Origin of the sequence: Streptomyces sp. PCS3-D2, assembly GCF_000612545.2 — a bacterium.
Classification (GTDB): Bacteria; Actinomycetota; Actinomycetes; order Streptomycetales; family Streptomycetaceae; genus Streptomyces.
In genome coordinates, this window is sequence record NZ_CP097800.1 from 1,134,128 (window position 1) to 1,159,026 (window position 24,899).

A 24,899-nucleotide genomic window follows, 5' to 3' on the forward strand; every position below is an offset into this window, starting at 1 on the left:
GAAATGCGTTCTCATCCGAGGTGGGTGCCGGGTGGGGGTCAGCGGCTGGTGCCGCCCAGGCCGGAGGGCCCTTGCCAGGCACCATTGCTCACCCAGTCATTGGCGAGACTGCCATTGGCATCGACGAACGCCACATGCGTACCGGCCGCGTCAGTAGCAAGCCCGGAACCGGCCCGAGCCTTACCACCGATCCCCGACGGACCCTGCCAAGCACCATTACTCACCCAGTCATTCGCCACATTGCCATTCGTATCGACGAAGAAGACGTGATCACCGGCCGCATTGAACGCCAACGGCGAATCCCCACGCGGCTGACCACCCATACCCGACGGGCCATACCAAGCACCATCGCTCACCCAGTCATTGACCAGATTCCCACTGGCATCCACGAACGCCACATGCGTACCAGCCGCGTCAGTAGCAAGCCCGGAACCGGCCCGAGCCTTACCACCGATCCCCGACGGACCCTGCCAAACACCATTACTCACCCAGTCATTCACCACATTGCCATTCGCATCGATGAAGAAGACGTGATCACCGGCCGCATTGAACGCCAACGGCGAATCCCCACGCGCCTTACCGCCCAGCCCCGACGGGCCATGCCAAGCACCGTCAGCCACCCAGTCGTTCACCACATCACCATTCACATCGACGAACGCCACCAACGTGCCCGCCGCATTGGTCGCGATCGGCGAACCCGGCCGCGCCTTCCCACCGATCGCGGAAGGACCCTGCCACACCCCGTTACTCACCCAGTCGTTCATCACGTTGCCATCGGCATCAATGAAGAACGCATGGTCGGCATTCGCATTCAAAACCACCGGCGAATCCGCGCGAGCCCTACCACCGATGCCCGCAGGACCCTGCCAAGCACCATTGCTCACCCAATCGTTCGCAACACTCCCACTACCATCCACGAACGCCACATGCGTCGCACCGGCGTCCATCGACACCGGAGACGTCACGCCGCCAGCCGACGTGGCGATCGATAGTCCAAGGTAGTAGGCACCCAGGATCGATTGCCAAGAGCGGCCGGCGAGGGCGCAGTTCTGCGAGCCCCACTGGCTGAGCGTATTCGGGTACCTGGACAGTCCCGTTCCGCAGGCTTCGGACGTGCTTCCGGTGAGCGTCGCCTGGTACGAGGCTTGGAAGACCGAGCCGTTCTTGGTCATCACCGAGGTCCAGGTCGACTGAACGGCCGAGTTGGTGACGGTGGTGGAGCTTCCGGGTATGTAGCGCTGATAGTTGATCGAGTCGTCGACGTTGTAGCAGGTGCCGCCGTACGACCCGCCACGCCAGTTGTTGACCCAGTACCACGCGTAGGTCTTCACCGCCATCGCACCGGCCTGCAGCGAGGCGGCCTGCCAGGAGGTGACCCATTCACTGGGCAGAACGTCCTTCACATACTCCTGGAACGGCACGTTGACCACGCCGATCTCGGTACCCGGGACCGGCGCGCCGACGCTGGTGTGCTGCGCGTATCGCAGCACCCGGATGCTGGCAGGTGGTGTCGAGTCGGACGAGTAGCCGCCACAGCTGCCGCTCGCTGCCGCCGGAGCCGCTGCGACCCGGGGAGTGGACAGGAGGGCCGACGGTGCGATCTGGCCGCTGATGGGCTGCGGCTGGCTCGTCGCGTTCGGCTGCGGGGAGGCGATTGCCGGCCCCGCCATAGCGAAGCTCAGGGCCGCCACCGCCATGACGCCGCTGAGCGTCAGACGTGGACCACGGATGACAGACAATTCCGATTCCTTGTCGGTGGACCGCACCGGCCGGCAGGACCGGTCCGGCTCGGTGGCTGTTGATGGGTGCCGGGTGGGGGTCAGCGGCTGGTGCCGCCCAGGCCGGAGGGCCCTTGCCAGGCACCATTGCTCACCCAGTCATTGGCGAGACTGCCATTGGCATCGACGAACGCCACATGCGTACCGGCCGCGTCAGTAGCAAGCCCGGAACCGGCCCGAGCCTTACCACCGATCCCCGACGGACCCTGCCAAACACCATTACTCACCCAGTCATTCGCCACATTGCCATTCGCATCGATGAAGAAGACGTGATCACCGGCCGCATTGAACGCCAACGGCGAATCCCCACGCGGCTGACCACCCATACCCGACGGGCCATACCAAGCACCATCGCTCACCCAGTCATTGACCAGATTCCCACTGGCATCCACGAACGCCACATGCGTACCAGCCGCGTCAGTAGCAAGCCCGGAACCGGCCCGAGCCTTACCACCGATCCCCGACGGACCCTGCCAAACACCATTACTCACCCAGTCATTCACCACATTGCCATTCGCATCGATGAAGAAGACGTGATCACCGGCCGCATTGAACGCCAACGGCGAATCCCCACGCGCCTTACCGCCCAGCCCCGACGGGCCATGCCAAGCACCGTCAGCCACCCAGTCGTTCACCACATCACCATTCACATCGACGAACGCCACCAACGTGCCCGCCGCATTGGTCGCGATCGGCGAACCCGGCCGCGCCTTCCCACCGATCGCGGAAGGACCCTGCCACACCCCGTTACTCACCCAGTCGTTCATCACGTTGCCATCGGCATCAATGAAGAACGCATGTTCGGCATTCGCATTCAAAACCACCGGCGAATCCGCGCGAGCCCTACCACCGATGCCCGCAGGACCCTGCCAAGCACCATTGCTCACCCAATCGTTCGCAACGCTCCCACTACCATCCACGAACGCCACATGCGTCGCACCGGCGTCCATCGACACCGGAGACGTCACGCCGCCAGCCGACGTGGCGACGACGTTCTTGTAGCGCAGGGCCTCGTAGTTCGTGATCGCGTGGCCGTCGAGCGTGCTCGCGTAGACGCTGCCCTTGGTCTGGTCGGCCACGGTGCCCGGGCGGTGTTCGGCGTCGTAGTAGAACGTTCCGGCGGACTTGTCGATCCACGAGTCGAACAGCACGACGTGGTCGGCTGTGTAGTCGAGTGCGTCGCCCGGCTGCAGGCCGGTATAGCCGATGACATTCTTGGCGGTGACGGTCGAGACATCGGGGAGGGTCCAGGTAACCAGGCTGTCCTTCAGGCCCCACGCCATCGAGATGAATCCGGAGCAGTCTGCGCGGTACGGTCCGCCGACCGCGTTGTCCTTCCAGGCGAGCGACTGGCTGTACGGAACTGCGTTGCTGATCCAGTCGTGCGCCCGGGCGATGATCTGTCCCTGAGTGATCGCGCCACCGGGCGCGGCCGGACCGATGCTGCCGGTCGAGGTGGCGGGACCCACTGGAACGGTTCCGGCGAACGCGTCACTGGTGGGTATCAGCGCGGCCATCGCGCCGAGCAGCGATACGGTCGCGAGCGCGGCGACGCCACGCTTCTTGGTTGTTGAGGACATTTCTTTCCTTCGATCGTCGGCGAGTTCTCGGATCAGCGGGTACCGGCCGGGTCGGCCAGCAAGTTCGTGAGCAGCGACAGCACGCTCGGGTCCTGCTTCGTGTCGTACGGAGCGACCGAGGGGGACCTCTCGGCCAGTTCGTCGAAGTGCAGGACCAGGACCCGCGTGCCGCGTGCCGCGAGGTAGAGGTGGTTGGTCTGCGCGCCGTGGGCCGAGATGCCCTCGACGCCGGTCCAGATGCGTTCGAATGCCGCCGCGTTCGCGGCGGTGCCGGTCTGCCGCGACACAGCATCGGCCTTGAGGCGGTTCGAGCTCTGTAGGGCCCTGGACGTGGCCTGGCAGGAGCTCATTCCGGAGCGGACGCCCTCGTACGCGGCGCCCGCCGCCTCCTCGGTGCCGAAGGTGTAGATCTCCAGCACTGCGGAGTTGCCACCGCTGCTCAGGTACGGCTGCTGCTGCCACGTCGCGGCGCCGTGCACGCTCGCACACTCGTTCAGCGCGATGTCATGCCCGGTGATCTGACGCACCGGTCCCGGGGCTTGCGCGGTCCACGGCTGGTCCGTGACGGCAGCGAGGTCGGACGGGACCTTCGCGCTCGTCGCCGCGTCGAGTGCGGGCGCCGGCACTGGACTGCCCAGGGCAGCGGTGTTCCCCCTGTCGCGCTTCGCCGGCTCCCCGGCAGTGCCGGGCACCGCGGCAGCAGTCGGCGCCCCGCCGTCGCTCGGCGTCACGGCCGGCGCGTCCGCCACGGGCGGCTGCGTTGCGGACGTCGACGCCGCGTCCCCGGTGGAGGCCGCCGCCGTGGCGGCCGCCTCGACCTGATCCGTGGCGAGCGCATGCGTGCCACCGCCCCACACCGCCAGACTCAGCGCAGCGGCGCCGAGGGCGGCGCCGGCTGCCACCGCTACGGCCCGGCGGGATCCTCGTACGGAGAACTTGGCTGCTGGCATGGTGAACTGACTCCTAGAGACGAAAGGCAGGGGCGAAGGTGCCGGCCGCCCGGCACTCGACCGGCTCGGTGGGCGGCGCAAGAGCGCGCGAGGCCCCGACGGCGGGGGCAGGGCCACCGGATCTGGCGGCTTTCCGCGTTCGGCGAGGCAGTGCGGCAGGCGGTCAGGCCTTCGGGTGCCGCAGGTCGACGGCCTGCGGACTCGGGGCGCCGGCGGGCGGCAGATAGCGCCGCTTCAGCGTGGCTGACGCCTGGTGGCCGCGGGCCAGCAGCGTGGCAGCCCGGTGCAGCGGACTGTGGACTGCGGGTGAGGCGGGATCAGCCGAAAGGAAGTAGAAGAGGAGATCAACCCGATCGCTGTCGAGCGATCCGGCGATGTGCTCCAGGCCATCCTTGGGGGCGGTGTGAGCCCACAGGATGCCGACGACCTCAGCCACCTCGCCCACGCCGGCGGGCGGCACCTCAGGCCTGCGCCGCAGGCTCGTGTACACACAGTCCATCGCGTACCTATCCCCATTGGGCGTTGCCGGCGGGGTAGGTGGCGGCACCGGTCGCCGCCGTCGCACCGGTGGCGCCGTGGACGGCGCCGGCCGCTACGGGTAGCAGGGCGACGACCCCGACCGCGAGGGCTGCGACCGCGGTGGCCAGAGTGAGACGAGTACAGAACATGGCTTCGGTCCTTTTCGAGAGATGCGACGGTGGCTCCATGCCGGTCTCACGTCCCGCGGTTGACGCTCGTTCCGGTGTCCATCCGTGGTCGACGGGGGCGCTCCCTGCCGACGGTGAACAGCTTCGTCGGTGGATCGACGGCCCGGGAAGGACCTGCGACTGTCGTCAACCCGCCTGGCACCATCCCGACAACTAGTCATGCACGCGTCAAGTCATGAGACCTTAAAGGATCTTGAAGCGCTGGTTCCCGAAGTGCGACGATGCGCTGGCGTGCGGACCGCGGACGGTCCGGACGCGGAACCCGGGGGGGGAACACGATGCTGGAAGCGCTGGGCCTGAGTGCGCTCGGAAGCAGGGTCTACCAGGCCATGCTCGATCATGCCGACCACGGTGTCGCTCAACTGGCCGAGCTGTGCGGGGCCTCCCCCTCACAGGTCCACGACTGCCTGGACGAACTGGCACGCCTGATGCTGGTTCGGGCCTCTACCGACCATCCCGGACACATGCGGGCCGTCTCGCCCGATGTCGGCCTGACGGACATGCTCGCGCGGCAGGAGGCAGAGCTGGCTGCCCGTCAGGCTCAGCTCGCCGCCTCCCGGGCGGCCGTTACACGCCTGGTCGCCGACAGCGTCGGTTCGCACGCCACCCACGGCGAGCGCCTCCTGGGGATGGATGCCATCCAACGCCGCATCGAGCAGCTGGCCCACGGCATGGCCCAGGAGTGCCTCGGCGTCCACCCCGGCGCCAGCCACCGCCCCGAGGACCTGGCGGCGGCACGAGCCGCCGACGAGGAACCGCTCAAGCGCGGGGTCGTCATGAAGACTCTCTACCAGGACACCACCCGCAACGATCCGCACACCACCGCCCACGCCCACTGGCTCCTCAGCCGCGGCAGCGAAGTGCGCACCGCCCCCGTCCTCCCCCAGCGCCTCGTGATCTTCGACCGGGCCCATGCGCTGGTCCCCATCGACCCCGCGGACACCCGCAAGGGCGCCCTGCACGTCACCGAGCCCGGCCTTGTCACAGCCCTCCTCGACCTCTTTGACCAGGCCTGGGCCACCGCCGTCCCGCTCGGCGCCCTGAGGTCCGACGACCCCGCGACCGGCCTCACCGACACCGAATGCCAACTCCTGCGTCTCCTGGCCGGCGGCCTCACCGACGACGGCGCCGGGCAACGCCTCGGCATCTCGTCACGCACCGTCAGCCGCCACATGGCTTCGATCATGGAACGCCTCGGCGCCACGAGCCGCTTCGAAGCGGGCCTGAAGGCCGCCCAACGGGGCTGGCTGTAGTGCAAACGCAACGCGTACCGGGCGTCGGGGGTGAGAGCCCTCACGATCGGCGCCCGCCGAGCGGGGCGGCGCCGGTTCTCGAATGATCACCAACGGCGGAGGCCGTTTCCGCCTTGTGGCGGAAACGGCCTCTGACCTGCGACTCCTTCGAGTCGGGACGACAGGATTTGAACCTGCGACCCCTTGACCCCCAGTCAAGTGCGCTACCAAGCTGCGCCACGTCCCGATGCCCGCTGACCTGGGGTTTCCCCTGGCCGAACGCGCATGAGAACGATACCGCATTTCCGTGGGTGGTCGCGCGCGCCTTTCCGCCACCGGTGCGCGATCAGGGCGGCCGGTGCCGGCGAGCGGCTCCGGATGGGCTGCGACCAGGCGCTTCGGGGCTCACGCGCGCCGGTCCTCCCGTTCGTGCAGCAGGGCCACCAGTTCCGCCGCCAGCCCCTTCGCGGCGACGAGTCCCTCCGTCCCCCACCGCCGCGGGGCCGTGTCCACCACGCACACCGTGCCCAGGACGATCCCGCGCCGGTCGGTCAGCGGCGCCCCCAGGTAGGAGCGGACCCCGCTCTCGTCCACCACCGGGTTGCAGGCGAAGCGGGCGAAGTCGCGCACGTCCTCCAGTACCAGCGCGCGCCTGCGTACCACCACGTGCGGGCAGTAGCCGTGATCGCGGGCCAGGACCCGCGCCGGGTAGGTGCTCCCGGGGGCGTCGGGCACGTGGTGCAGGCCCGCGAAGAACTGGCGCTCCTCGCCGACGAAGTTCACCCCCGCGCAGGGGGCCGCGAGGACGTCCGCCACACGGCGGGCGAAGGCGTCCAGTTCGGGGTCCACCCGCTCCCCCAGACCCAGTTCACGCAGGCGGACGGCTCGCGCCGGCGCCTCCCGGTCGACGGGCGTGAGCAGCAGGCGCCCGGTCGGTTCGTAGGAGGGCATCACGTTTCCCCCGGTTCTTTCGGCCCTGTCGTCGTGGCGGTCGTCGCTGGTGTCATCGATGCCGCCGCGGGCGATCGGTCTGCGGACGTGCACAGCAGGTGGCGGACCAGGGCGGCGAGTGTCACCGTCCCGGACGTGGTCAGGCGTGCGTCGCACGGTACGACCGGTACCTCGGGCCCCAGGCCCACCGCGTCCCGAACCTCGTCGGGGGTGTAGCGGTGACAGCCGTCGAACTCGTTCACGGCGACGATGAAGCCGATCCCGCGCCGTTCGAAGAAGTCCACTGCCGGGAAGCAGTCGGCGAGGCGGCGGGTGTCCGCGAGCACCACCGCGCCGAGCGCGCCCGCGCACAGTTCCTCCCACAGGAACCAGAAGCGGTGCTGGCCGGGCATGCCGAAGAGGTAGAGCACGTGACGCCCGTCCAGAGCGATCCGGCCGAAGTCGAGCGCGACGGTCGTCGTGGCCTTGGCCTCGACCCCGTGGAGCGGGTCGGTGCCGATGCCGACGTCGCTGAGCAGTTCCTCGGTGCTCAGCGGCTCGATCTCGCTCACCGCGCCCACGAAGGTGGTCTTCCCCGCCCCGAAGCCCCCCGCGACCAGGACCTTCAGCGTCACGGGGGCGTCACAGCCGTCGGCGTAGGCCATCGAGGACCGCCAGGAGGAGGAACTGGTCATCGGCGGCATGCGTGCCTCCACCCGGGAACCGCGGCGGCTGCGCCGTCACGGCTCCGCATTCCATGAGATCGGACAGCAGTACCTTGACCACCGCGGCGGGGAGCCGCAGCTGGCCCGCGAGCTCGGCGACGGTGATCGCCGCGGCACCGGCGCACCACCTCAGCGCGAGGGTGTGCTCGGGCCCGAGCGGGACGCGCGGGCGTACGCCGGTCGCGCTCATCAGCGACAGCAGGTCGAGCGCGATCCCCGGTCTGGTCCGGCCGCCGCTGGCGGTGTAAGGGCGCACCACCCGCCCCGCCGAGTCGTCGAGCCACGGTGTGTCCCGCCCCTTCCCGTATCCGCCACAGGCCCTGTGCACCCCCCTGCCGTGGGCCCTCATCGCTCCGCGTTCGCGGCGGGCCGCCGGGGCTCGGCCGCGAGGTAGGGACGGACGCTCTTGACCAGCATCGCCATCTCGTAGCCGAGGACACCGGCGTCGGCTTCGCGGTCGGCGAGGACGGCCAGGCAGGTACCGGACCCGGCCGCGGAGACGAAGAGGAGCGCGGTATCGAGCTCGACGACGACCTGCCGCACCCCTGCCCCGTCGCTGAAGCGTGCGCCGGCACTGCGGCCGAGTGAGTAGAGGCCACAGGCCAGGGCCGCGAGATGGTCGGCGCTGTCGTGGTCCATGCCGTGCACACAGGTCACGAGCCCGTCGGCGGTGAGGAGTACGGCGCTGCGGGTGTACGGCACGCGTTGGACCAGGCCGCTGAGCAGCCATTCGAGGTCCGAGAGCCGGCCGCCGGTCTCGGTCGCCATTTCGCCGCCCATGGTGGTGCGCTCCTTGCCGGGGGTGCTGGGGGTGGGGGTGCTGGGGGTGGGGGTGGGGGTCATGCCTGGTTCTCCGACTGCCCCAGGCCGAAGCCCCGCCGGAAGGCGGCCATGAGGCCGGGATCGGGTGCGGGCTGCCCTGCGTCCGCGGGGCACCGCGGGTCCGGGGCGACGCGCAGCTGGGGCGCGAGGTGCTGCTGGGCTCGGCGCCGCGGCAACTCCGGCCGCTCGCCCGCGGCCCCGGCGCCGGCGCCCCGTACGTCCGGGCCGCCGGGCTGGGCCGGGACTGCGGGCCGGGCATCCGGCCGGCCGACTGCCGTCGGCGCCTCCGGTCCGGGCCCCGCCCCGGGCCCGGTGTCGGACGCGTTCCCCGCATCCATCACCGGCGCACCCGGCCGCTCGACCGCAGGCACCGACCCGGCGCCCGGCCGGGACGCGGACGGGGGCTGGGACACGCCCCACGCAGCTGTCGCGGTGCCGGGCGCCGCCACACGGTCCGCCGGAGTCCGCGCCTCGGCCGGCCGCGTCGTCGCCGAGCCGGCCGGCTCGGCCGCCGACCCGGTGCCGGGAGCACCCGGCGGCCCACCGGCGGGAGCCGACCGCACGTCCGCCGCGGGGGCGGGCTCCTGCTCGGCTGCGGCCGGCGCCTGCGGCACGGGTCCCGCCGCCGCCCCGGGCTCCCGTCCGGTGACGGGCCCGGGCTGTGACCAGGCCGGCGGTGCGGCAGCAGTCGCGGTCGGGGCGGCGGGCGCCGGAGGGCGGGGTTCGGAGCGGGGAGCCGGGACGGCCTGCTCCGCGCGACGGGGCAGCGGCATCCGCGCCGGCTCCAGCGGCGGCGTCACCCGCGAGCCCCCGGCCACGTCGGCGGGCTCGGCCGCGCCCAGCAGCTCCTGCGGCAGCACCAGCACCGCCAGGACGCCGCCGTAGATGTTCGACTTGAGCTCGACGGCGATCCCGTGCCGGCGGGCCAGCGCCGCGACGACGTACAGGCCGATCCGCCCGTCCGCGAGCAGGCTCCGGACGCTGACCTGGTCGGGATCCCCGAGCAGGGCGTTCATCCGCTGCTGTTCCTCGGCCGGCATGCCCAGTCCCCGGTCTTCCACCTCGACTGCGATCCCGGCGGTGACCCGCTCGGCGCGCAGCACCACATCGGTGTCGGGGGCGGAGAACACCGTGGCGTTCTCGACGAGTTCGGCCAGCAGGTGCACGACGTCGGCGACGGCGTGTCCGCGTACGGTGCCGCCCGCCGGCGGCACGACCTTGACCCGCGTGTACTGCTCGACCTCGGCGGCCGAGGAGCGGAGCACCTCGCTCAGGTCGATCGGCCGGGTCCACTGGCGGCGGGAGGCGGCGCCCCCGAGCACGGCGAGGTTCTCGGCGTGGCGGCGGATCCGGGTGGCGAGGTGGTCGACGTGGAAGAGCTCCCTGAGCAGGTCCGGGTCCTCGACCGTGTCCTCCAGGCCGTCCAGCAGCAAGATCTCGCGGTGCACGAGGGACTGGAGCCGGCGCGCGAGGTTGACGAAGACCTCGACCTTGCGGTCGCTGTCGGACGGGGTGACGGGACCGGCCAGCCGTACCAGGGCCGTGTGGGCCTGTTCCCGGGCGCCGCGCAGTTCCTGGGAGAGCAGCCAGAACTCGTCCACCCCGGCCGGGTCGCCCCCGGTGAGCGGTGCGTTCGGCCCGCCCCGGACCGGTCGCGGCGCCGCCTCGCCGCGCTCCAGCCGGTCGGCGGCCGCCCTCAGTTCCTGGCGGCCGCGCACACTGGAGCGTCGCAGCGCTTCGCACCGGTCCCGTACGGCCTTGGCCGCGCGCTGCGCGCCGAGCAGGGCGGCGGCGAGGGCGCCGATCGTGAGCAGGCCGCAGCCCGTGAGCACCGGCCAGAGCCGGGCGTCACGCTCGCCGGCCCCGCCACCGAGCTGGAGGGTGAAGATCACCGCGGCGGCGCCGCTGAGCGCGGCGGCGAGGGTGGGCAGGAGGGCGGCGCGTACCAGCTGGGGACGTATCTGCCGGCCGGGACCGGGGGCGGCATGTCTCGACGGGGCGTGGCGGGCGGCGCGGGGTCCGGACATCGGCGTCCTCGGTACGTGGGGCCCGGCCCCCAGCGTTCCCGGGGCCCGGTGTTGATCACCGAATACCCACGCTAGACCCCGCCATCCCGCCGCGGACCGCCAGTTGGCGAACTTCCCGGGGGTGCTTCCCGCTCCCGGTGGAGCGCTCGTACAGCAGCACTAATGCGCCGGTCAGGCCGCTGCGGGCGCCCCGCGGCGCCCCTGCGGGCGCACGCGGACGCCGGCTGCGGCGCCGGCCCGGGCGGGGGCGGTACCCGTGTCCGGGCCGGCGCGCCCGCTGCGACCCGACGGACTCCGGCCTCGCCCGCCCGCTCACCACCGGCGACGCCACGCGGGACACCGTCGGCGCCGCGCCGCCCGCCTGGTGCGGGGTGCACGGCCGCAGGCTGCCCTTCCGCGGACAGCTGCGCGGGTGCGCCCGCCGTCCGCCCGGTGACGAACGGCCGCCACCCGGCCGGCTCGCCCAAAGGCTCGGGGGCGCCGCCCCCGAGCCCGGATCACGCCCCTCACCGCCGAGGCGCTCCAGCAGGGCGACACCGGTACGGGCCGTGTCGATCAGCGGTGTCCGACTGCACGTCGGGGGACGGTCCGCCGCCACGGCAGGCGGCCGTCGGCGGCGTATATGAAACGTAGATGGACGGCTGCGAGCCTCCTCGGCAGAACAACCCGCAAGCCAGCCAGGGGCCGCACACGGCACCTGGACGAACAGACAGGATCCACCGTGCCGCACACCCGCACCGTCACGCGCCGTCTGGCCCTCGCCGTCCCCGCCGTGCTCCTGGCGCTGCTCGCCGTCGGTGCCACCGCCGGAGCCCCCGCCCTCACGGCGGACCGCAGCACGAGCGTCTCGGCCGACGACGCCACCATCCCCCGACCGCGCCTGGATCACAACGAGTTCAACAGCAAGGCGTGACCGCCGCGCGCGGCTTCAGCAGGGTGCGAGCCTCCGCGGCCTCCGGGAGGCCTGACCGCTCGAAGACCTCCCAGGCCTCGGTCGCGTGCCGCAGCCCCTCCTCGCGCCGGCCCGCTGCCAGGCAGACCCGGGCGTGGATCAGCAGGGCGTAGCCGCGGTCCCGGCCCCGGCCCGGCACCGTGCGCAGATGGGCCACGGCCCGGGCGGAGGCCTCCAGCGCCTCCCCGGTCCGGCCCAGGTCGCTCAGCGTCCGGGCGCTGCGGTAGTCGGCCTGTGCCCGCTGACCCGGGATCCGGGCCGCGTCGCACAGGTCGCGGCACTCCCCGTACGCGGCCAGCGCCTCGTCCAGCCGGCCGAGCTCGTGCAGGGCCTGTCCGCGCACGCACAGCGCGTGGGCGACCCCGTGGTCGTCGGCCATCTCCCGCAGCGCCTGCAGGGCTTCCTCGCAGGCGGGCAGCGCCTCGGCCGCCCGGCCGCCGCGGACGCGGGCCAGGGCGGCGTTGAGGGTGATCGTCAGGGCGCCCGAGCGGTGGCCCTGCTCCCGCGCCAGGACGAGCGCCTCGTCGAAGCACGCGGAGGCCTCGCCGAAGCGGTGCTCGAACTGGGCGATCACCCCGAGGTCGTTGTACGCCTGCTGCAGGATCGCCCGGTCGCCCGCCCGGCGGCAGGCCCGTACGGCCAGCTCGGCGGCTGCCCGGGCCCGGCCCAGGTCGGTGGCCTGGAGCGCCGCGTTCCCGGTGAGGAAGTGGGCGCGGCCGGCCGCGCGGTCGTTGCCGCGCAGGGCCGCGGCCCGGGCAAGTTCGGCGGCGGTCTGCGTGATCCGCGCGTACGGGATGTCCTGCCCGAACGAGCTGAGCGCGACCAGCAGGTCGGCGGCCATCGTCAGCTCCTCCGGGTCCGCGGCGTCCGGCCGCCGCACCACCAGCTGGACGGTGTGCAGCGCGCAGTCGAACTCCGCGACGACCCAGGCGCGGGCCTCGGTCAGGTCCGCGAGCCGCCCCGCCCCCGGTTCGGCCGCCGCCGCGACGATCGAGCGGTGGACCGGGTCCCCGGGGATCATCCGCTGGAAGGCCTCGGCCGCCATGCCCAGCAGGTGGTGCAGGAGGCAGTGCTGCACCGGCGGGCCGGCCTCACCGGCCGGGGTGGGCAGGTTGAGCGCGAAGTCCCGACCCAGCTCGTGGTGGCGGTAGCGGCCCGGCTCCGGTGATTCGAGCAGGGCGGCGTCCACCAGGGCTTCGAGCAGCTCTTCGGCATCCGGCTCGGCCAGGTCCAGGGCCGCGGCCGCCGCGGCGAGCCCGATCCCGGGTCTGGAGACGGGGGCGAGCCGGCGGAACACGCCGGCCTGGGGCCCGGTCAGCTGGCGGTGGCCCAGCTCGAAGACCGCCGCGACGGCCAGGTCGTCGGCCCGCAGCTCGGTCAGCCGCCGCCGCTCTTCGGCGAGCCGCGCCAGCAGGTGCGCGACGGTCCATCCGGGCCGGGCGGCGAGGCGGGCGGCGACGATGCGGACCGCCAGCGGCAGCCGGGCGCAGGCCGCGACCAGCGCGGCCGAGGCCTCCTCCTCCCGGTCCACCCGGTCGGCGCCGACGATCTGCCTCAGCAGCCCGAGCGCCTCCTCCGGCGTGAACTCCGCGAGCTGGACGTGGCGTCCCGACAGCAGCCCGCCCAGGCGGGCCCGGCTGGTGACGACCACGGCGCAGCCGGCGGCACCCGGGAGCAGCGGTTTGACCTGGGCGATGTCCCGGGCGTCGTCGAGCAGCAGGAGCAGTCGGCGGCCGTCCATGACGGTGCGGAAGAGCCGGGCGCGGTCCTCCGTCGAGGGCGGCACCTCGCGGCGGGGCACGCCGAGGCTTCCGAGCAGGCTGGCCAGGACGGTGCCGGGGTCGGCGGGGTCGCTGCCGGTCCCGCGGAGGTCGGCGTAGAGCTGGCCGTCGGGGTAGGCGTCCTTGACGTGGTGCGCGACCCGCAGGGCCAGGGCGCTCTTGCCGATGCCGCCCATCCCGCTCACGGCGGCGACGGCCAGGGCAGTGCGGGCCGGGTCGCCCAGGGCGTCGGCGAGGACCGCGAGTTCAGCGGTCCGGCCGCAGAAGTCGGCTATGTCGGCCGGCAGTTGGGCGGGCCGGAGGTACCCGGCCCGCCCCGGTTCGGCGTAGGACGTTTCGGCGCCCCCGCTCGGTGGCCCGGCGTCGACCCGGGCTTGGCCGGCACCCGACTGCTCGGGGACTCGCGGAGGCGCGAAGGCCCCGGGCACACCGGTGGGGACGGCGGCCGCCGGCCCGCGCCGCGCCTCGGGTCCGGCGGCCCGGGTCGCGGCGGCAGGCAGCAGAGCCGGGTCTCCCGCCAGGACGCGGGCGTGCAGGGAGCGGAGCTCGGGGCCCGGGTCCAGGCCGAGTTCGTCGGCCAGCACCTCGCGGGCCCGGCCGAAGACAGCGAGGGCGTCGCCCTGCCGCCCCGCGGCGTACAGCGCGCGCATCAGGAGCCCGTACGGACGCTCCCGCAGCGGTTCGTCGCGGATGAGGGCGGTGAGCTCGGGGACGGCCCGCTCGTGCCGCCCGAGGAGCAGGTCCGTCCCGAGGCGCTCCTCCAACAGGTGCAGCCGCAGCTCCGCCAGGCGTGAGCGCTGGCTCTCGGCGAACGGCCCCGGCACCCCGGCCAGCGGCTCGCCCCGCCACAGGGCACCGGCCTCGGTCAGGGCTTCGGCGCAGCGCTCCGGCTCCCCGGCCGCGTGGGCGCGCGCGGCCTTCGCGGCCAGCTCCTCGGCCCGTACGGCGTCGACCGAGCCCGGCGGTACGGCGAGCCGGTAGCCGTCGTTCGCGGACTCCAGGACCTGGGCGCCGGTCTTCTCCAGGAGCTTGCGCAGCCGCCAGACGTAGGTCCGCAGGATCATCACCGCGGAGTCCGGAGCGGACTCGCCCCATACCGCGGCGGTCAGTTCGTGCAGCGGCACGACATGGCCCGCCCGGAGCGCCAGGACGGCGAGGGCCGCCTGCTGCTGCGGCGGTCCGCAAGTGAGCGCCGGTCCCCCGTGGGACATCCCCACGGATCCGAGCACGAAGAATTCCACGAGTTCCCCCTGTGCACGCGCACAGCTCCACCCGGCGGTCGGTCTCCAGTCGTACTGGCCCGCCGATGTACGGAGCGTCATCCTAAGCGGTTCACATGACCATGCCATCGGAATGGGTCGCGCAGGCGCGGCGGCGGCCCGGCCGGGTCCGCACGGCGGTTCGGAGTGACCGGTTCCGGGTCACACCCAGCCGAGGCGCGCCGCGCGCAGCCCGGCCTCGAAACGACTGCGCGCGCCCAGCCGTTCGATCAGCGAGGCCATCATCCGTCGCGCGGTACGGGCCGAGATGTGCAGCTGTCCGGCGGCGGATTCGTCGGTGTGCCCCTCGGCCAGCAGGCCCAGCAGCGATCGCTCCTGCTCAGTGGGTACGTACCGCGCCTCCGACGGATCCGCGCCCAGCGGCACGGCCGCGCCCCACTCCCGCTCGAAGAGCGCGACCAGCGGCGCGATCACGCCGGGCGCGGAGAGGAACAGCGCACCCCGACGGCTGTCCGCCGGGTCCATGGGCAGCAGGGCGTGGGTCCGGTCGACCAGCACCATCCGGGTCGGCAACGCGGCGACCGTACGGAAGGCCCCGCCGCCGGCGAGCAGCGCCCGGCTGTAACGCAGCGTGCCCGGGTCCTCCCGGACGAGGTCGAGCCCGATGGTGCGGATCGCGACCCCGCGGGCGAGCACCAGGGCGTCGTTGCGTTCGGCGGCCTCCAGTGCGGCCGGGGACTGGGGGCCGCCCGGCATGAGGGTCAGCACCTCGGTCCTGGCTTCCAGTGCCAGGCGCTCCAACCGCCGCTGCACGGCGTCGAGTCCGGCCAGCCGCTCGACGCCCTCGGCCGGGCGACCACCGGAGCCGGTGCCAGCGAGGAGCCGGACCAGGGCCTGCTGGTGGCCGGCGGCCTGCCGGTGCCGGGTCATCAGTTCCTCGTGCTGCTGGTCCAGGAGCCGCTGCATCCCGAAGACCGGGTCGACGGCGGTGAAGCGGCCGGGCGTCTCGAAGGACGCCTGGACCAGGCGCAGCGCGAACAGCCGGTCGAGGCAGTCGCGGACCCGGTCGGGCTCCACCCCGAGCCGGGCGGCCAATTCGGCCAGGCCCAGTTCGGGCCGGGCGAGCATCTCCTCGTACACCGTCTGGTCGAGTTCCTCCAGGCCGAGCCCCGCGGACATCGTTCCCCCTCTTCGCTTGCGGTCGCCCCCGTCGATCTGCGACCAGCCTGCCCACCGGACATCTACGCGACATAGACGGGCCCTCCACGCGCGTCCACGCGGTTCGATCCGGCTGCCCGCGGGGGCCGCAGTCACAAAGCGTCCTGGCCGTTTCCGCCACCCCTGAACCCGTTCCCCCAGGTCAACACCCTGGTCAGGATGGAGGCGTGCCGCTCGGCACCTCTTCCCCACTCCCCATAAGGGCACCTCCATGACCTCTCGCGTCCACACCGCCGTCCGTCCGGTCCGCACCGCCGCCGTGGCGCTCGCCGCGGCCTTCGTCCACGCCGCGCTCGTGCTCACCGTCGGCGGACCGGCGGGTGCGGTCGCGGCCGGGGCTGGCACCGTCCAGGCGGCCCCGGCACAGCTCCCGGCCGCCCCGGGCGCGGTCGCCCGGGGCCTCATCTGGGACTGACCCGGTCGCGTGGAGCTGACCCTCGTCTCCCTCGTACCGCCCGTGACCGTGACCGGGCCCGGTCCCGGTCCCGCGGACGACGGCCGCCTGCTCCGCCTGCTGTGGGGCGCGGCCCGCCCGGCGGAGCGACTGGAGCACATCAGCGTGCGGAGCGGTCCGCACGGCGTGGACCTCGGACTCTTCACCGTGGCCACGCCCGGGACGACCGCCGCGGAGGCCGCCCTGGCCGTCTGCCGCCGCGCGCTGGCGCCCCCCTCCCCCTTCCACGGCTGGCACCTCGCCGCCGGACCCACCGGACTCGCGCGTCCCGGCGCGATACCGCCCACCACCACCTGACAGGAGCACCCGTGACCAACCCCTTCGAGGACGACGAAGCCAGCTACTTCGTCCTCGTCAACCAGGAGAACCAGCACTCCCTGTGGCCCGCCTCGATCGAGGTGCCCGCCGGCTGGACGGCCACCCACGGCCCGGCCGGTCGCCAGGACTGCCTGGACCACATCGAGGTGACCTGGACCGATCTGCGCCCGGCCTCGCTGGTCGCTGCGCTCGGGGAGGTCTGAGCCCGTGACCGTCCAGCGCACCGCACGTCCCCGGCACTACCTGATGTGCCGCCCGTCCCACTTCACCGTCGACTACCGCATCAACCCCTGGATGGACCCGGCCAAGCCGACCGACACCGACCTGGCCGTCCTGCAGTGGGAGCGGCTGTACGCCCTCTACCAGGAGCTCGGGCACACGGTCGAGCTGATCGACCCGCTCCCGGGGCTGCCCGACATGGTCTACTCGGCCAACGGTGCCACCGTGCTCGGCGACCGCGTCCTGATGGCCCGCTTCCGCCACCCCGAGCGCGCCGCCGAAGCCCCCGCGTACCAGGCCTGGTTCGAGGCCAACGGCTACGCCGAGGTGGTCGCCCCGGAGCACGTCAACGAGGGCGAAGGCGACTACCTGGTCGCCGGGTCCCGGATCCTGGCGGGCACCGGCTTCCGCACCGACCCGGCTTCGCACGCCGAGGCCGAGCGCGTGCTCGGCGCACCGGTGGTGGGCCTGACCCTGGTCGACCCGCGCTTCTACCATCTGGACACCGCCCTCGCCGTGCTCGACGACGACGAGATCATGTACTTCCCCGGTGCCTTCTCCGCCGAGTCGCGGGCGGTGCTGCGCGCGCTGTACCCGGACGCTCTGCTGGCCACGGAGGAGGACGCCGAGGCCTTCGGTCTGAACGCGCTCTCCGACGGGCGCAACGTGCTGCTCGCCGAGGCCGCCCGCGGGCTCGCCGACCGGCTGGCCGAGCGCGGCTTCACGCCGATCGGCGTCGACCTGTCCGAGCTGTTCAAGGGCGGCGGCAGCGTCAAGTGCTGCACCCTGGAGCTCCGTCACGCCGCGCCGGCGCCGACCGCGGGCGGTGCCGCATGAGCCTGCACCCCACCGCAGCCGCCGGGGCCGTCCCCTTCGCCGGCGTCCTCGACTGGCTCATCGAGCCCGGCGCCCCGGCCACCGTCCGCGCCCCCGGGCTGGCCGACGCGGCCGCAGCTCGGGACTGGCTCGCCGAGCACCGCACCGAACTGCGCGCCGGACTGGACCGGTTCGGCGCCGTGTACGTGAGCGGGCTGCCGGTCCGCAGCGTGGACGACTTCGCCGTCGTCCGCGACGAACTGGTCCGCCGGGCCACCCCGTACCGCGAGAAGGCCACGCCCCGCAGCGACTTCGGCTCGGGCGTCTTCTCCTCCACCGACCTGCCCGCCGCGCAGGCGATCCGTCCGCACAATGAGAACAGCTACACGCTGACCTTCCCCGGCCTGCTGCTCTTCGGCTGCCTGACCGCCCCCGAGGAGGGCGGCGCGACCCCCGTCACCGACTGCCGCGCGGTGTTGCGCTCGGTCCCCGCCGCGCTGGTCGAGCGGATGCGCTCCGCCGGCTGGGTCCTGACCCGCACCTACTCCGAGAACCTCTCGGTCGCCTGGCAATCCGCCTTCGGGGCCGGCGCCCGCGAGGAGGTCGAGGCGTACTGCGCCGAGAACGCCATCGCCTGCGCCTTCGACGACGCGGGCACGCTGCGCACCAGCCAGGTGCGCCCGGGCATCGTCCGCCACCCGCGGACCGGCGACGAGGTGTGGTTCAACCACATGGCGTTCTGGAACCGCTTCTCGCTGGACGAGGAGCTGCGTGAGGTCCTGCTGGACGAGCTCGGCCAAGACGGGCTGCCCTTCGACACGGGTCTGGGCGACGGCGTCCCGCTGACCGAGGCGGAACTGGCGGCCGTCAACGCCGCCTACGAGGGGGCCACCGTACGCCGTGCCTGGCAGCCGGGGGACCTGCTGATCGTCGACAACGTCCTGACCGCGCACGGCCGCGACCCCTTCCGCGGCGACCGGCGGATCGTCGTCGCCATGGGCGACCCGGTTGCGGTGGCGGACTGCGCCCCGACCGTCGCCCCGCGCGCCGGAACCGTGGCGGAGGTGTCCCGTGGCTGAGCCTCTGAACCTGGTGGAGCGGTTCATGGAGACCGTACGGTGCTTCCCCGACCGGGCCGCGGTGCACGCCGCGGACGGTTCCCTGACCTTCGAGGAGCTGGCCGGACGCACGGCCCGCCTGGCGGCGGCGCTGCGCGCGCTCGGTGTCCGCCCGGGCGACCGGGTGGGCGTGAGCCTGCCCCGCGGCACGGGTTGGGCCGCGGTCCCGCTGGCGGTGTGGCGGGCCGGCGCGGCCTACGTCCCGCTGGACCCGGCGTACCCCGGGGAGCGGCTCGCGCACATTGCGGCCGACGCCGGGCTGCGTGCGGTGGTCGCGAGGGCCGGGGCCGTGTGGGCCGGGGGCCTGCCGGTCCTGGACCCGGAGACGGCCGCGGCGGACCCGGCGGACACGGCGGACACGGGCACGGTCGTGCCGGCCGACGCGCTGCCGTCCGGCCGGGCCGGGCACCCGGCCACCGCCGCCTACGTCATCCACACCTCGGGCTCCAGCGGCCTGCCCAAGGGCGTGGAGGTCACGCACGGCAGCGTCGCCGCCCTCGTGGCGGGGCTGGAGGAGCGGGGCGTCTACCCGTCCGGCCACCGCGTGGTCGCCTGGAACGCCAGCCTGTCCTTCGACGCGTCCGTGCAGCAGTGGGTCCGTGTGTGCCGCGGGGACACCCTGGTCGTCCTGGACGACGAGGACCGCACGGAGCCTGCCCGGCTGGACGCGCTGCTGGACGCGCACGGCGTGACCGACCTCGACTGCACGCCCTCGCACTGGCAGCTGACCGGCCCGCGGCTGCGGCCCGGGCGTCCGCTGCGGCTGCTGCTGGGCGGCGAGCCGGTGCCGACGCCGATGTGGCGGGCGCTGGCCGAGGACCCGGCCGTGGAGGGCTGGAACCTGTACGGCCCCACCGAGTGCACCGTCGACGCCACCGCGACCCGGATCACCGGCGACGACCCGCGCCTGGGCGAGCCGCTGCCCGGGGTCCGCGCCCACGTCCTCGACGAGGGGCTGCGGCCGGCCGCCACCGGCGAGCTGTACCTGTCGGGTCCCGGCGTGGCCGTCGGCTACGTCGGCCGGCCCGGCCTGACCGCGTCGCGGTTCGTCGCGGACCCCTTCGCCGCCGACGGCAGCCGGATGTACCGCACGGGCGACCTGGTGCGCCGACGGGCCGACGCCGGCCTGGAGTTCCTGCGCCGCACCGACCGGCAGCTCAAGGTCCGCGGCTTCCGGGTGGAGCCGGGCGAGCTGGAGGACCGGCTGCGCGACCACGCGGCGGTGGCGGCGGCCGTCGCCGTGGCCCGGACCGGGCCGGACGGCGACGCCCTGCTCGCGGCGTACTGGGTCCCGGCGCCCGGGGCCCGGGCGACCGACGCCGAGCTGCGCCGGCACTGCGAGGCCGCCCTGCCCGCGTACTTCGTCCCGTCCGTCCTCGTCATGCTCGACGCGCTCCCGCTGACGCCGAACGGCAAGGTGGACACCGAGGCGCTGCCGCCGCTGCCGACGGCCGCCGCGGCCGCGTCGGAATCCTCCGGGCGCGCCCCCGAGGGCCCGCTGGAGGAGCTGATCGCGGGCGTGTGGGCCGAGGTCCTCGGCCGGGACGGCGTCGACGCGGACGCGAACTTCTTCGCGCTCGGCGGCCATTCGCTGCTGGCGCTGCGCGTGGTGTCCCGGCTGAAGAAGAACGCCGGGATCGCGCTGCGGACCACGGACGTCTACCGCTTCCCCGTCCTCGCAGAGCTGGCCCGGCACGCGCGGTCGGTGCACGCCCTCGCCGCCGGGGAGCCCGCGTGAGCGTCCTCGACACCACCGCGGTGCGTCTGAAGGAGGCCGCGGAGGGCGCGCCCACCCTGGTCTGCCTCGGCTTCTGCGGCGGCGGCACCGCCACCTTCCACGACTGGATCCCGGCCCTGCCGGACGGCGCCGGCCTGGTGGCCGTCTGCTATCCGGGGCGGGAGGGGCGGTTCGCCGAGGAGTTCGCCCGGACCTGGGACGAGCTCGCGACGGACGCCGCCGCCGGGGTCGCGGCGGTGGCCGGGCAGGGCCCGTACATCCTGTTCGGGCACAGCATGGGCGGCTGGATGGCCTTCGACGTCACCGTACGGCTCGCGGCCGCGGGTGCGCCCGCGCCGCGCGCCCTGGTCGTCTCCGCCTGCAACGCCCCGGACCGCGGCGTCACCGACCGGGACCGGTTCCTGGACCGGGGGCAGCACGACGACGAGTTGCTCGGCTGGATGCGCGCCCACGGCCTGCTGCCCGGGCACGTCCTCGACGAGCCCGAGCTGACCGAGATGGCCGTGGAGCTGATGCGGGCCGACCTGGCCGCCCGGGACACCTTCACCCACACCCCCGGCGCCCGGACCGCTGTCCCGCTCCAGGTGTTCTCCGGGGACGCGGACCCGGTCATCGGCGAGGACGTGGCGCCACGTTGGGCGGCGCTGACCGACGGACCGTTCCGCCACGACGTCCTGCCCGGCGGCCACTTCTACACCCCGGAGGTGTGGCGGGACCTGCCCGCTCGGATCGATTCCCTGACGACCGGGGCCGCTGCGGCCCCCACCCCCGTCCTCCCCACGTCCGCCGCCCCGCGAGGGACGGCGGCCCCATGAAGAACGGCAGCTCCATGACCTTCTCCCCCGCCTTCGGCATCAGCCACGTCGAGTCCTACGTCGCCGACCTCGCGTCGGCGGCCGCCGAGATGACCGGCCGCTTCGGCTTCCGCGCGGTCGCCCGCGCCGAGTCCGCCGCCGCGGAGTCCCTGCTCCTGCGCCAGGGCCGGATCTCCCTCGTCCTGACCCAGGCCCGCTCACCGCACCACCCGGGCGCCGCCTACGTCCTGGCCCACGGCGACGGCGTCGCCGACATCGCGCTGAGCGTGCCCGACGTGACCGCCGTCTTCGACGAGGCGGTCTCCCGCGGCGCGGTCCCGCTGGCCGTGCCGCGCCGGCACTCCGACGGCCGCACCCGGGCCGTGCTGGCCGGCTTCGGCGACGTCGTGCACACCCTCGTCGAGCCGGACCCGGCCGGGCTGCCCCCGGGCTTCACCCCGCTGCCGGACGCCGCCGAAGCGGACCCGGCGGGCGAACTCCTGGAGGAGTTGGACCACTTCGCGGTCTGCCTGCCCGCCGGGGAACTCACCAGGACCGTGGAGTTCTACACCCGCGTCCTCGGCTTCCGCATGATCTTCCAGGAGCTCATCCGGGTCGGCGCGCAGGCCATGGACTCCAAGGTGGTGCAGAGCGCCTCCGGCGAGGTCACGCTGACCCTGATCGAGCCCGACACCTCCCGGGAGCCGGGCCAGATCGACCGGTTCCTGGCCGAGCACGGCGGCGCGGGGGTCCAGCACATCGCCTTCGCCTCCCGGGACGTGGTCCGGGCGGTCGGGGCGCTGCGCGAGCGCGGCGTGACGTTCCTGAGCGTCCCCGACACGTACTACACGATGCTCGCGGACCGGCTCGACCTGACCCGGCACTCCACGCAGGAGCTCCAGCGCACCAGCGTCCTGGTCGACGAGGACCACGACGGGCAGCTCTTCCAGATCTTCACCCGCTCCACCCATCCGCGCCGCACCCTCTTCCACGAGGTGATCGAGCGGTTCGGCGCCCGCACCTTCGGCAACGGCAACATCAAGGCCCTGTACGAGGCCGTCGAGGCCGAGCGGCTGGGCGCCACAGAGGTCCTGCGGTGAGCGCCGGACACGACACCGCTCCGGTCCCGGTCCGGCTGGCGGACTTCGCCGGTCCCGCCCGCCGGGCCCTGCCGCCGGAGGTCTGGGACTTCATCGCGGGCGGCAGCGGCGAGGAGCTGACCATGGCCGCCAACCGGGCCGCCCTGGACCGGATCCGCCTCGTCCCCCGCGTCCTGTCGGGTTCCGGGGCCCTCGACACCTCGGCCGAACTCCCCGGCGGCCGGGCGGCCCTGCCCGTGGCGGTCGCGCCGATGGCCTACCAGCGGCTGCTCCACCCCGAGGGCGAGCTGGCCACGGCCCGCGCGGCGGCGGCCGCCGGGGTGCCGTTCACCCTGAGCACGCTGAGCAGCGTGCCGGTGGAGGAGGTCACCGCGCTGGGCGGGACCACCTGGTTCCAGCTGTACTGCCAGCGGGACCCCGGGCTCACCGCCGAACTGGTGCGGCGCGCCGAGCACGCGGGCTGTGCCGCGGTGATGGTCACGGTCGACGTCCCCTCGATGGGCCGGCGCCTGCGCGACCTGCGCAACGGCTTCGCCCTGCCGGCGGGCGTGGCGGCCGCACACCTCGACCCGGCCACCACCCGCCGGGCCGGCGAACGCCGGGCCGGCACGTGCGCGGTGGCGGAGCACACCGCCGAGTCCTTCGCCCGCACCCTGGGCTGGGACGACCTGGCCCGGTTGCGGGAACAGACCGGACTGCCCCTGATCGTCAAGGGGATCCTCGATCCGGGTGACGCCGCGACCGCGGCAGCCGCCGGTGCGGACGCCGTCGTCGTCTCCAACCACGGCGGCCGCCAGCTCGACGGCGCGGTCGCCAGCGCGGACATGCTGTCCGCGGTCCGGGACGCGGTCCCGCCGCCCTGCCGGCTGCTGCTGGACAGCGGGATCCGCAGCGGTACCGACGTCCTCAAGGCCCTGGCGCTCGGCGCGGACGGGGTGCTGCTGGGCCGGCCCGTCCTGTGGGGTCTGGCTGCGGACGGCGCGGCGGGCGTGTCCCGGGTGCTGGAGCTGCTGGCTGCCGAACTGCGCTCCGCCATGGAGCTGTCGGGCTGCGGCACCCCCGCCGACGCCCCCTGGCTGACGGCGCTGGGGGCGGCCCGGTGACCCCCGCTGCCGTGGCCCTGGACCGGGCCGATCTGCACGCGTCCCTCGCGGACCCCGCACTGCTGTCCATGACCTTCCTCAACGAGATCGCGGGACGGTTCCCCGAGGCGGTCTCCTTCGCCCCCGGGCGGCCGACGGAGGACTTCTTCGACCCGTCCGACCTGCACCGTTACCTCGACACGTACATCCAGCACCTCACCTCGGACAAGGGCTACGACGCGGCCGGGGTGCGGCGGGAGCTGTTCCAGTACGGCCGCACCAAGGGCGTCGTGCACGAGCTGATCGCCCATCACCTCGAACGGGACGAGGGCATCGTCTGCGCCCCGGAGGCCGTCCTGGTCACGGTGGGCGCGCAGGAGGCGCTGTGGCTCGTGCTGCGTGCCCTGAAGGCCGGCCCGCGGGACGTGGTGCTGGCCCTGGACCCGACGTACGTCGGGCTGACCGGCGCGGCCCGGCTACTGGACCTCCCGGTGCGGTCGGTGCCCGAGGGCCCCCGCGGGGTGCGTCCGGAGCAGGTACGCGAGCGGATCCGCGAGGTCCGCGCGGCCGGGGAGCGGCCCCGGGCGCTGTACCTGGTACCGGACTTCTCCAACCCGAGCGGCCACTCCCTGGGGACACAGTCGCGCCGCGCGCTGCTGGAGGTCGCCGAGCAGGAGGACATACTGCTGCTGGAGGACAACCCGTACGGGTACTTCCGGATGACGGTCGGCTCCCGGCCTCCGACGTTGAAGGCCCTCGACACCGGGCAGCGGGTCGTCTACCTGGGCTCGCTGGCCAAGACCTGCTTCCCCGGCGCCCGGGTGGGCTTCGCCGTCGCGGACCAGCGGGTGACCGGGGCGGGCGGCCCGGCGCTGCTGGCCGACGAGCTGGCCCGGGCCAAGAGCATGCTGACCGTCAACACCCCGCCGGTGACGCAGGCGCTGGTCGGCGGCATGCTGCTGGAGCACGGCGGCAGCCTGTTGGAGGCCAACCGCCGCCAGATCGAGGTCTACCGGCGCAACCTGCGCGCCCTGCTGGACGGGCTGCACCAGCGGTTCGCCGGGGTGCCCGGGGTGTGGTGGATCGCCCCCGCGGGCGGCTTCTTCGTCGTTCTCGACGTGCCGTTCGAGGTGACGGACGCCCTGGTCGAGGAGGCCGCCGTCCGGCACGGGGTGCTCTTCACGCCGATGCGCCACTTCAGCGACCACGAGCGGGCCCGGCGCCAACTGCGGCTTTCGTGCAGCTCCTTGGATCCCGCCGTGATCGAGGACGGGCTCGACCGGCTGGCGGCGCTGGTCGACGAGCAGGGCGCGGCATCGCGTGACTGAGCCCCTCGCC

At 73.6% G+C, this 24,899-nt stretch carries 24 protein-coding genes and 1 tRNA gene; 12 read left to right on the plus strand and 13 right to left on the minus strand.

Annotated features, from left to right (window positions below; all coding sequences use genetic code 11):
- Positions 1 to 38: 38 nt before the first annotated feature.
- The 5 genes from AW27_RS04695 to AW27_RS04715 form a co-directional block, all read right to left on the minus strand.
- Complete coding sequence (locus AW27_RS04695; protein WP_304949827.1) at positions 39 to 1,739, minus strand: SpoIID/LytB domain-containing protein; 1,701 nt, start codon at positions 1,737 to 1,739, stop codon at positions 39 to 41.
- Positions 1,740 to 1,819: 80 nt separating this feature from the next.
- Positions 1,820 to 3,358 carry a PLL family lectin gene (locus tag AW27_RS04700; RefSeq protein WP_304949828.1) on the minus strand — a complete coding sequence of 513 codons (1,539 nt, stop codon included), beginning with the start codon at positions 3,356 to 3,358 and terminating at the stop codon, positions 1,820 to 1,822.
- A gap of 32 nt (positions 3,359 to 3,390) precedes the next feature.
- Positions 3,391 to 4,308 (minus strand): hypothetical protein, encoded by a 918-nt coding sequence (locus AW27_RS04705; protein WP_157840151.1) that lies wholly within the window; start codon positions 4,306 to 4,308, stop codon positions 3,391 to 3,393.
- A gap of 163 nt (positions 4,309 to 4,471) precedes the next feature.
- Entirely contained in the window at positions 4,472 to 4,807 is a 336-nt protein-coding gene (locus tag AW27_RS04710; protein ID WP_157840150.1) for a hypothetical protein, read from the minus strand.
- 7 nt (positions 4,808 to 4,814) lie between these two features.
- Positions 4,815 to 4,976, minus strand: coding sequence for a hypothetical protein (locus AW27_RS04715; protein ID WP_157840149.1), 162 nt, complete (start codon positions 4,974 to 4,976; stop codon positions 4,815 to 4,817).
- A gap of 317 nt (positions 4,977 to 5,293) precedes the next feature.
- Between AW27_RS04715 and AW27_RS04720 the strand changes: the two genes are divergently transcribed.
- Positions 5,294 to 6,268: a LuxR C-terminal-related transcriptional regulator gene (locus AW27_RS04720; RefSeq protein WP_037916102.1), complete on the plus strand. Its 975-nt coding sequence runs from the start codon at positions 5,294 to 5,296 to the stop codon at positions 6,266 to 6,268.
- A gap of 152 nt (positions 6,269 to 6,420) precedes the next feature.
- On the opposite strand, the gene AW27_RS04725 is transcribed toward AW27_RS04720, so the two are convergent.
- The 6 genes from AW27_RS04725 to AW27_RS04750 all read right to left on the minus strand — a co-directional run bounded on the left by AW27_RS04725 (position 6,421) and on the right by AW27_RS04750 (position 10,751).
- Positions 6,421 to 6,494 (minus strand) — tRNA-Pro (locus AW27_RS04725).
- Positions 6,495 to 6,652: 158 nt separating this feature from the next.
- On the minus strand, positions 6,653 to 7,198 hold the full coding sequence (locus tag AW27_RS04730) for a GAF domain-containing protein (protein WP_037916100.1): 546 nt from the start codon (positions 7,196 to 7,198) through the stop codon (positions 6,653 to 6,655).
- Positions 7,198 to 7,842 (minus strand): GTP-binding protein, encoded by a 645-nt coding sequence (locus tag AW27_RS04735; protein WP_052030040.1) that lies wholly within the window; start codon positions 7,840 to 7,842, stop codon positions 7,198 to 7,200. The genes AW27_RS04730 and AW27_RS04735 overlap by 1 nt, the downstream gene beginning before the upstream one ends.
- A complete protein-coding gene (locus tag AW27_RS04740) occupies positions 7,820 to 8,251 on the minus strand; it encodes a DUF742 domain-containing protein (protein WP_052030039.1) in 432 nt (143 codons plus the stop codon). The genes AW27_RS04735 and AW27_RS04740 overlap by 23 nt, the downstream gene beginning before the upstream one ends.
- Positions 8,248 to 8,682 (minus strand): roadblock/LC7 domain-containing protein, encoded by a 435-nt coding sequence (locus AW27_RS04745; RefSeq protein WP_037916096.1) that lies wholly within the window; start codon positions 8,680 to 8,682, stop codon positions 8,248 to 8,250. Before AW27_RS04745 ends, AW27_RS04740 begins: the two co-directional genes overlap by 4 nt.
- A gap of 59 nt (positions 8,683 to 8,741) precedes the next feature.
- Positions 8,742 to 10,751 (minus strand): sensor histidine kinase, encoded by a 2,010-nt coding sequence (locus AW27_RS04750; RefSeq protein ID WP_052030038.1) that lies wholly within the window; start codon positions 10,749 to 10,751, stop codon positions 8,742 to 8,744.
- 721 nt (positions 10,752 to 11,472) lie between these two features.
- On the opposite strand from AW27_RS04750, the gene AW27_RS04755 reads away from it, so the two are divergent.
- Entirely contained in the window at positions 11,473 to 11,664 is a 192-nt protein-coding gene (locus AW27_RS04755; protein ID WP_037916094.1) for a hypothetical protein, read from the plus strand.
- Here AW27_RS04755 and AW27_RS04760 read toward each other — a convergent pair.
- Both AW27_RS04760 and AW27_RS04765 read right to left on the minus strand, forming a co-directional pair.
- Positions 11,648 to 14,725, minus strand: a complete 3,078-nt coding sequence (locus AW27_RS04760) for an AfsR/SARP family transcriptional regulator (protein ID WP_236647451.1) — start codon at positions 14,723 to 14,725, stop codon at positions 11,648 to 11,650. The genes AW27_RS04755 and AW27_RS04760 overlap by 17 nt on opposite strands.
- Positions 14,726 to 14,905: 180 nt before the next feature.
- Entirely contained in the window at positions 14,906 to 15,883 is a 978-nt protein-coding gene (locus tag AW27_RS04765; RefSeq protein WP_037916091.1) for a helix-turn-helix transcriptional regulator, read from the minus strand.
- Between the two features lie 250 nt (positions 15,884 to 16,133).
- Here AW27_RS04765 and AW27_RS04770 point away from each other — a divergent pair, with 250 nt between their 5' ends.
- The 10 genes from AW27_RS04770 to AW27_RS04815 are packed head-to-tail and all read left to right on the plus strand — an operon-like array spanning position 16,134 to position 24,889.
- A complete protein-coding gene (locus AW27_RS04770; RefSeq protein ID WP_037916088.1) occupies positions 16,134 to 16,337 on the plus strand; it encodes a hypothetical protein in 204 nt (67 codons plus the stop codon).
- A gap of 9 nt (positions 16,338 to 16,346) precedes the next feature.
- Positions 16,347 to 16,673 (plus strand): hypothetical protein, encoded by a 327-nt coding sequence (locus AW27_RS04775; RefSeq protein ID WP_037916086.1) that lies wholly within the window; start codon positions 16,347 to 16,349, stop codon positions 16,671 to 16,673.
- Between the two features lie 11 nt (positions 16,674 to 16,684).
- Positions 16,685 to 16,897, plus strand: a complete 213-nt coding sequence (locus tag AW27_RS04780; RefSeq protein ID WP_037916083.1) for an MbtH family protein — start codon at positions 16,685 to 16,687, stop codon at positions 16,895 to 16,897.
- Between the two features lie 4 nt (positions 16,898 to 16,901).
- Positions 16,902 to 17,750 (plus strand): dimethylargininase, encoded by an 849-nt coding sequence (gene ddaH, locus AW27_RS04785; RefSeq protein WP_370466458.1) that lies wholly within the window; start codon positions 16,902 to 16,904, stop codon positions 17,748 to 17,750.
- Positions 17,747 to 18,808 (plus strand): TauD/TfdA family dioxygenase, encoded by a 1,062-nt coding sequence (locus AW27_RS04790; RefSeq protein WP_052030037.1) that lies wholly within the window; start codon positions 17,747 to 17,749, stop codon positions 18,806 to 18,808. Before ddaH ends, AW27_RS04790 begins: the two co-directional genes overlap by 4 nt.
- Entirely contained in the window at positions 18,801 to 20,585 is a 1,785-nt protein-coding gene (locus AW27_RS04795) for a non-ribosomal peptide synthetase (protein ID WP_052030036.1), read from the plus strand. The genes AW27_RS04790 and AW27_RS04795 overlap by 8 nt, the downstream gene beginning before the upstream one ends.
- Entirely contained in the window at positions 20,582 to 21,400 is an 819-nt protein-coding gene (locus AW27_RS04800) for a thioesterase II family protein (protein ID WP_063890540.1), read from the plus strand. The genes AW27_RS04795 and AW27_RS04800 overlap by 4 nt, the downstream gene beginning before the upstream one ends.
- On the plus strand, positions 21,397 to 22,479 hold the full coding sequence (gene hppD, locus AW27_RS04805; RefSeq protein ID WP_236647449.1) for a 4-hydroxyphenylpyruvate dioxygenase: 1,083 nt from the start codon (positions 21,397 to 21,399) through the stop codon (positions 22,477 to 22,479). Before AW27_RS04800 ends, hppD begins: the two co-directional genes overlap by 4 nt.
- A complete protein-coding gene (locus tag AW27_RS04810) occupies positions 22,476 to 23,582 on the plus strand; it encodes an alpha-hydroxy acid oxidase (RefSeq protein WP_052030035.1) in 1,107 nt (368 codons plus the stop codon). The genes hppD and AW27_RS04810 overlap by 4 nt, the downstream gene beginning before the upstream one ends.
- Positions 23,579 to 24,889, plus strand: a complete 1,311-nt coding sequence (locus AW27_RS04815; RefSeq protein WP_236647448.1) for an aminotransferase-like domain-containing protein — start codon at positions 23,579 to 23,581, stop codon at positions 24,887 to 24,889. The genes AW27_RS04810 and AW27_RS04815 overlap by 4 nt, the downstream gene beginning before the upstream one ends.
- The last annotated feature ends 10 nt before the right edge of the window (positions 24,890 to 24,899 follow it).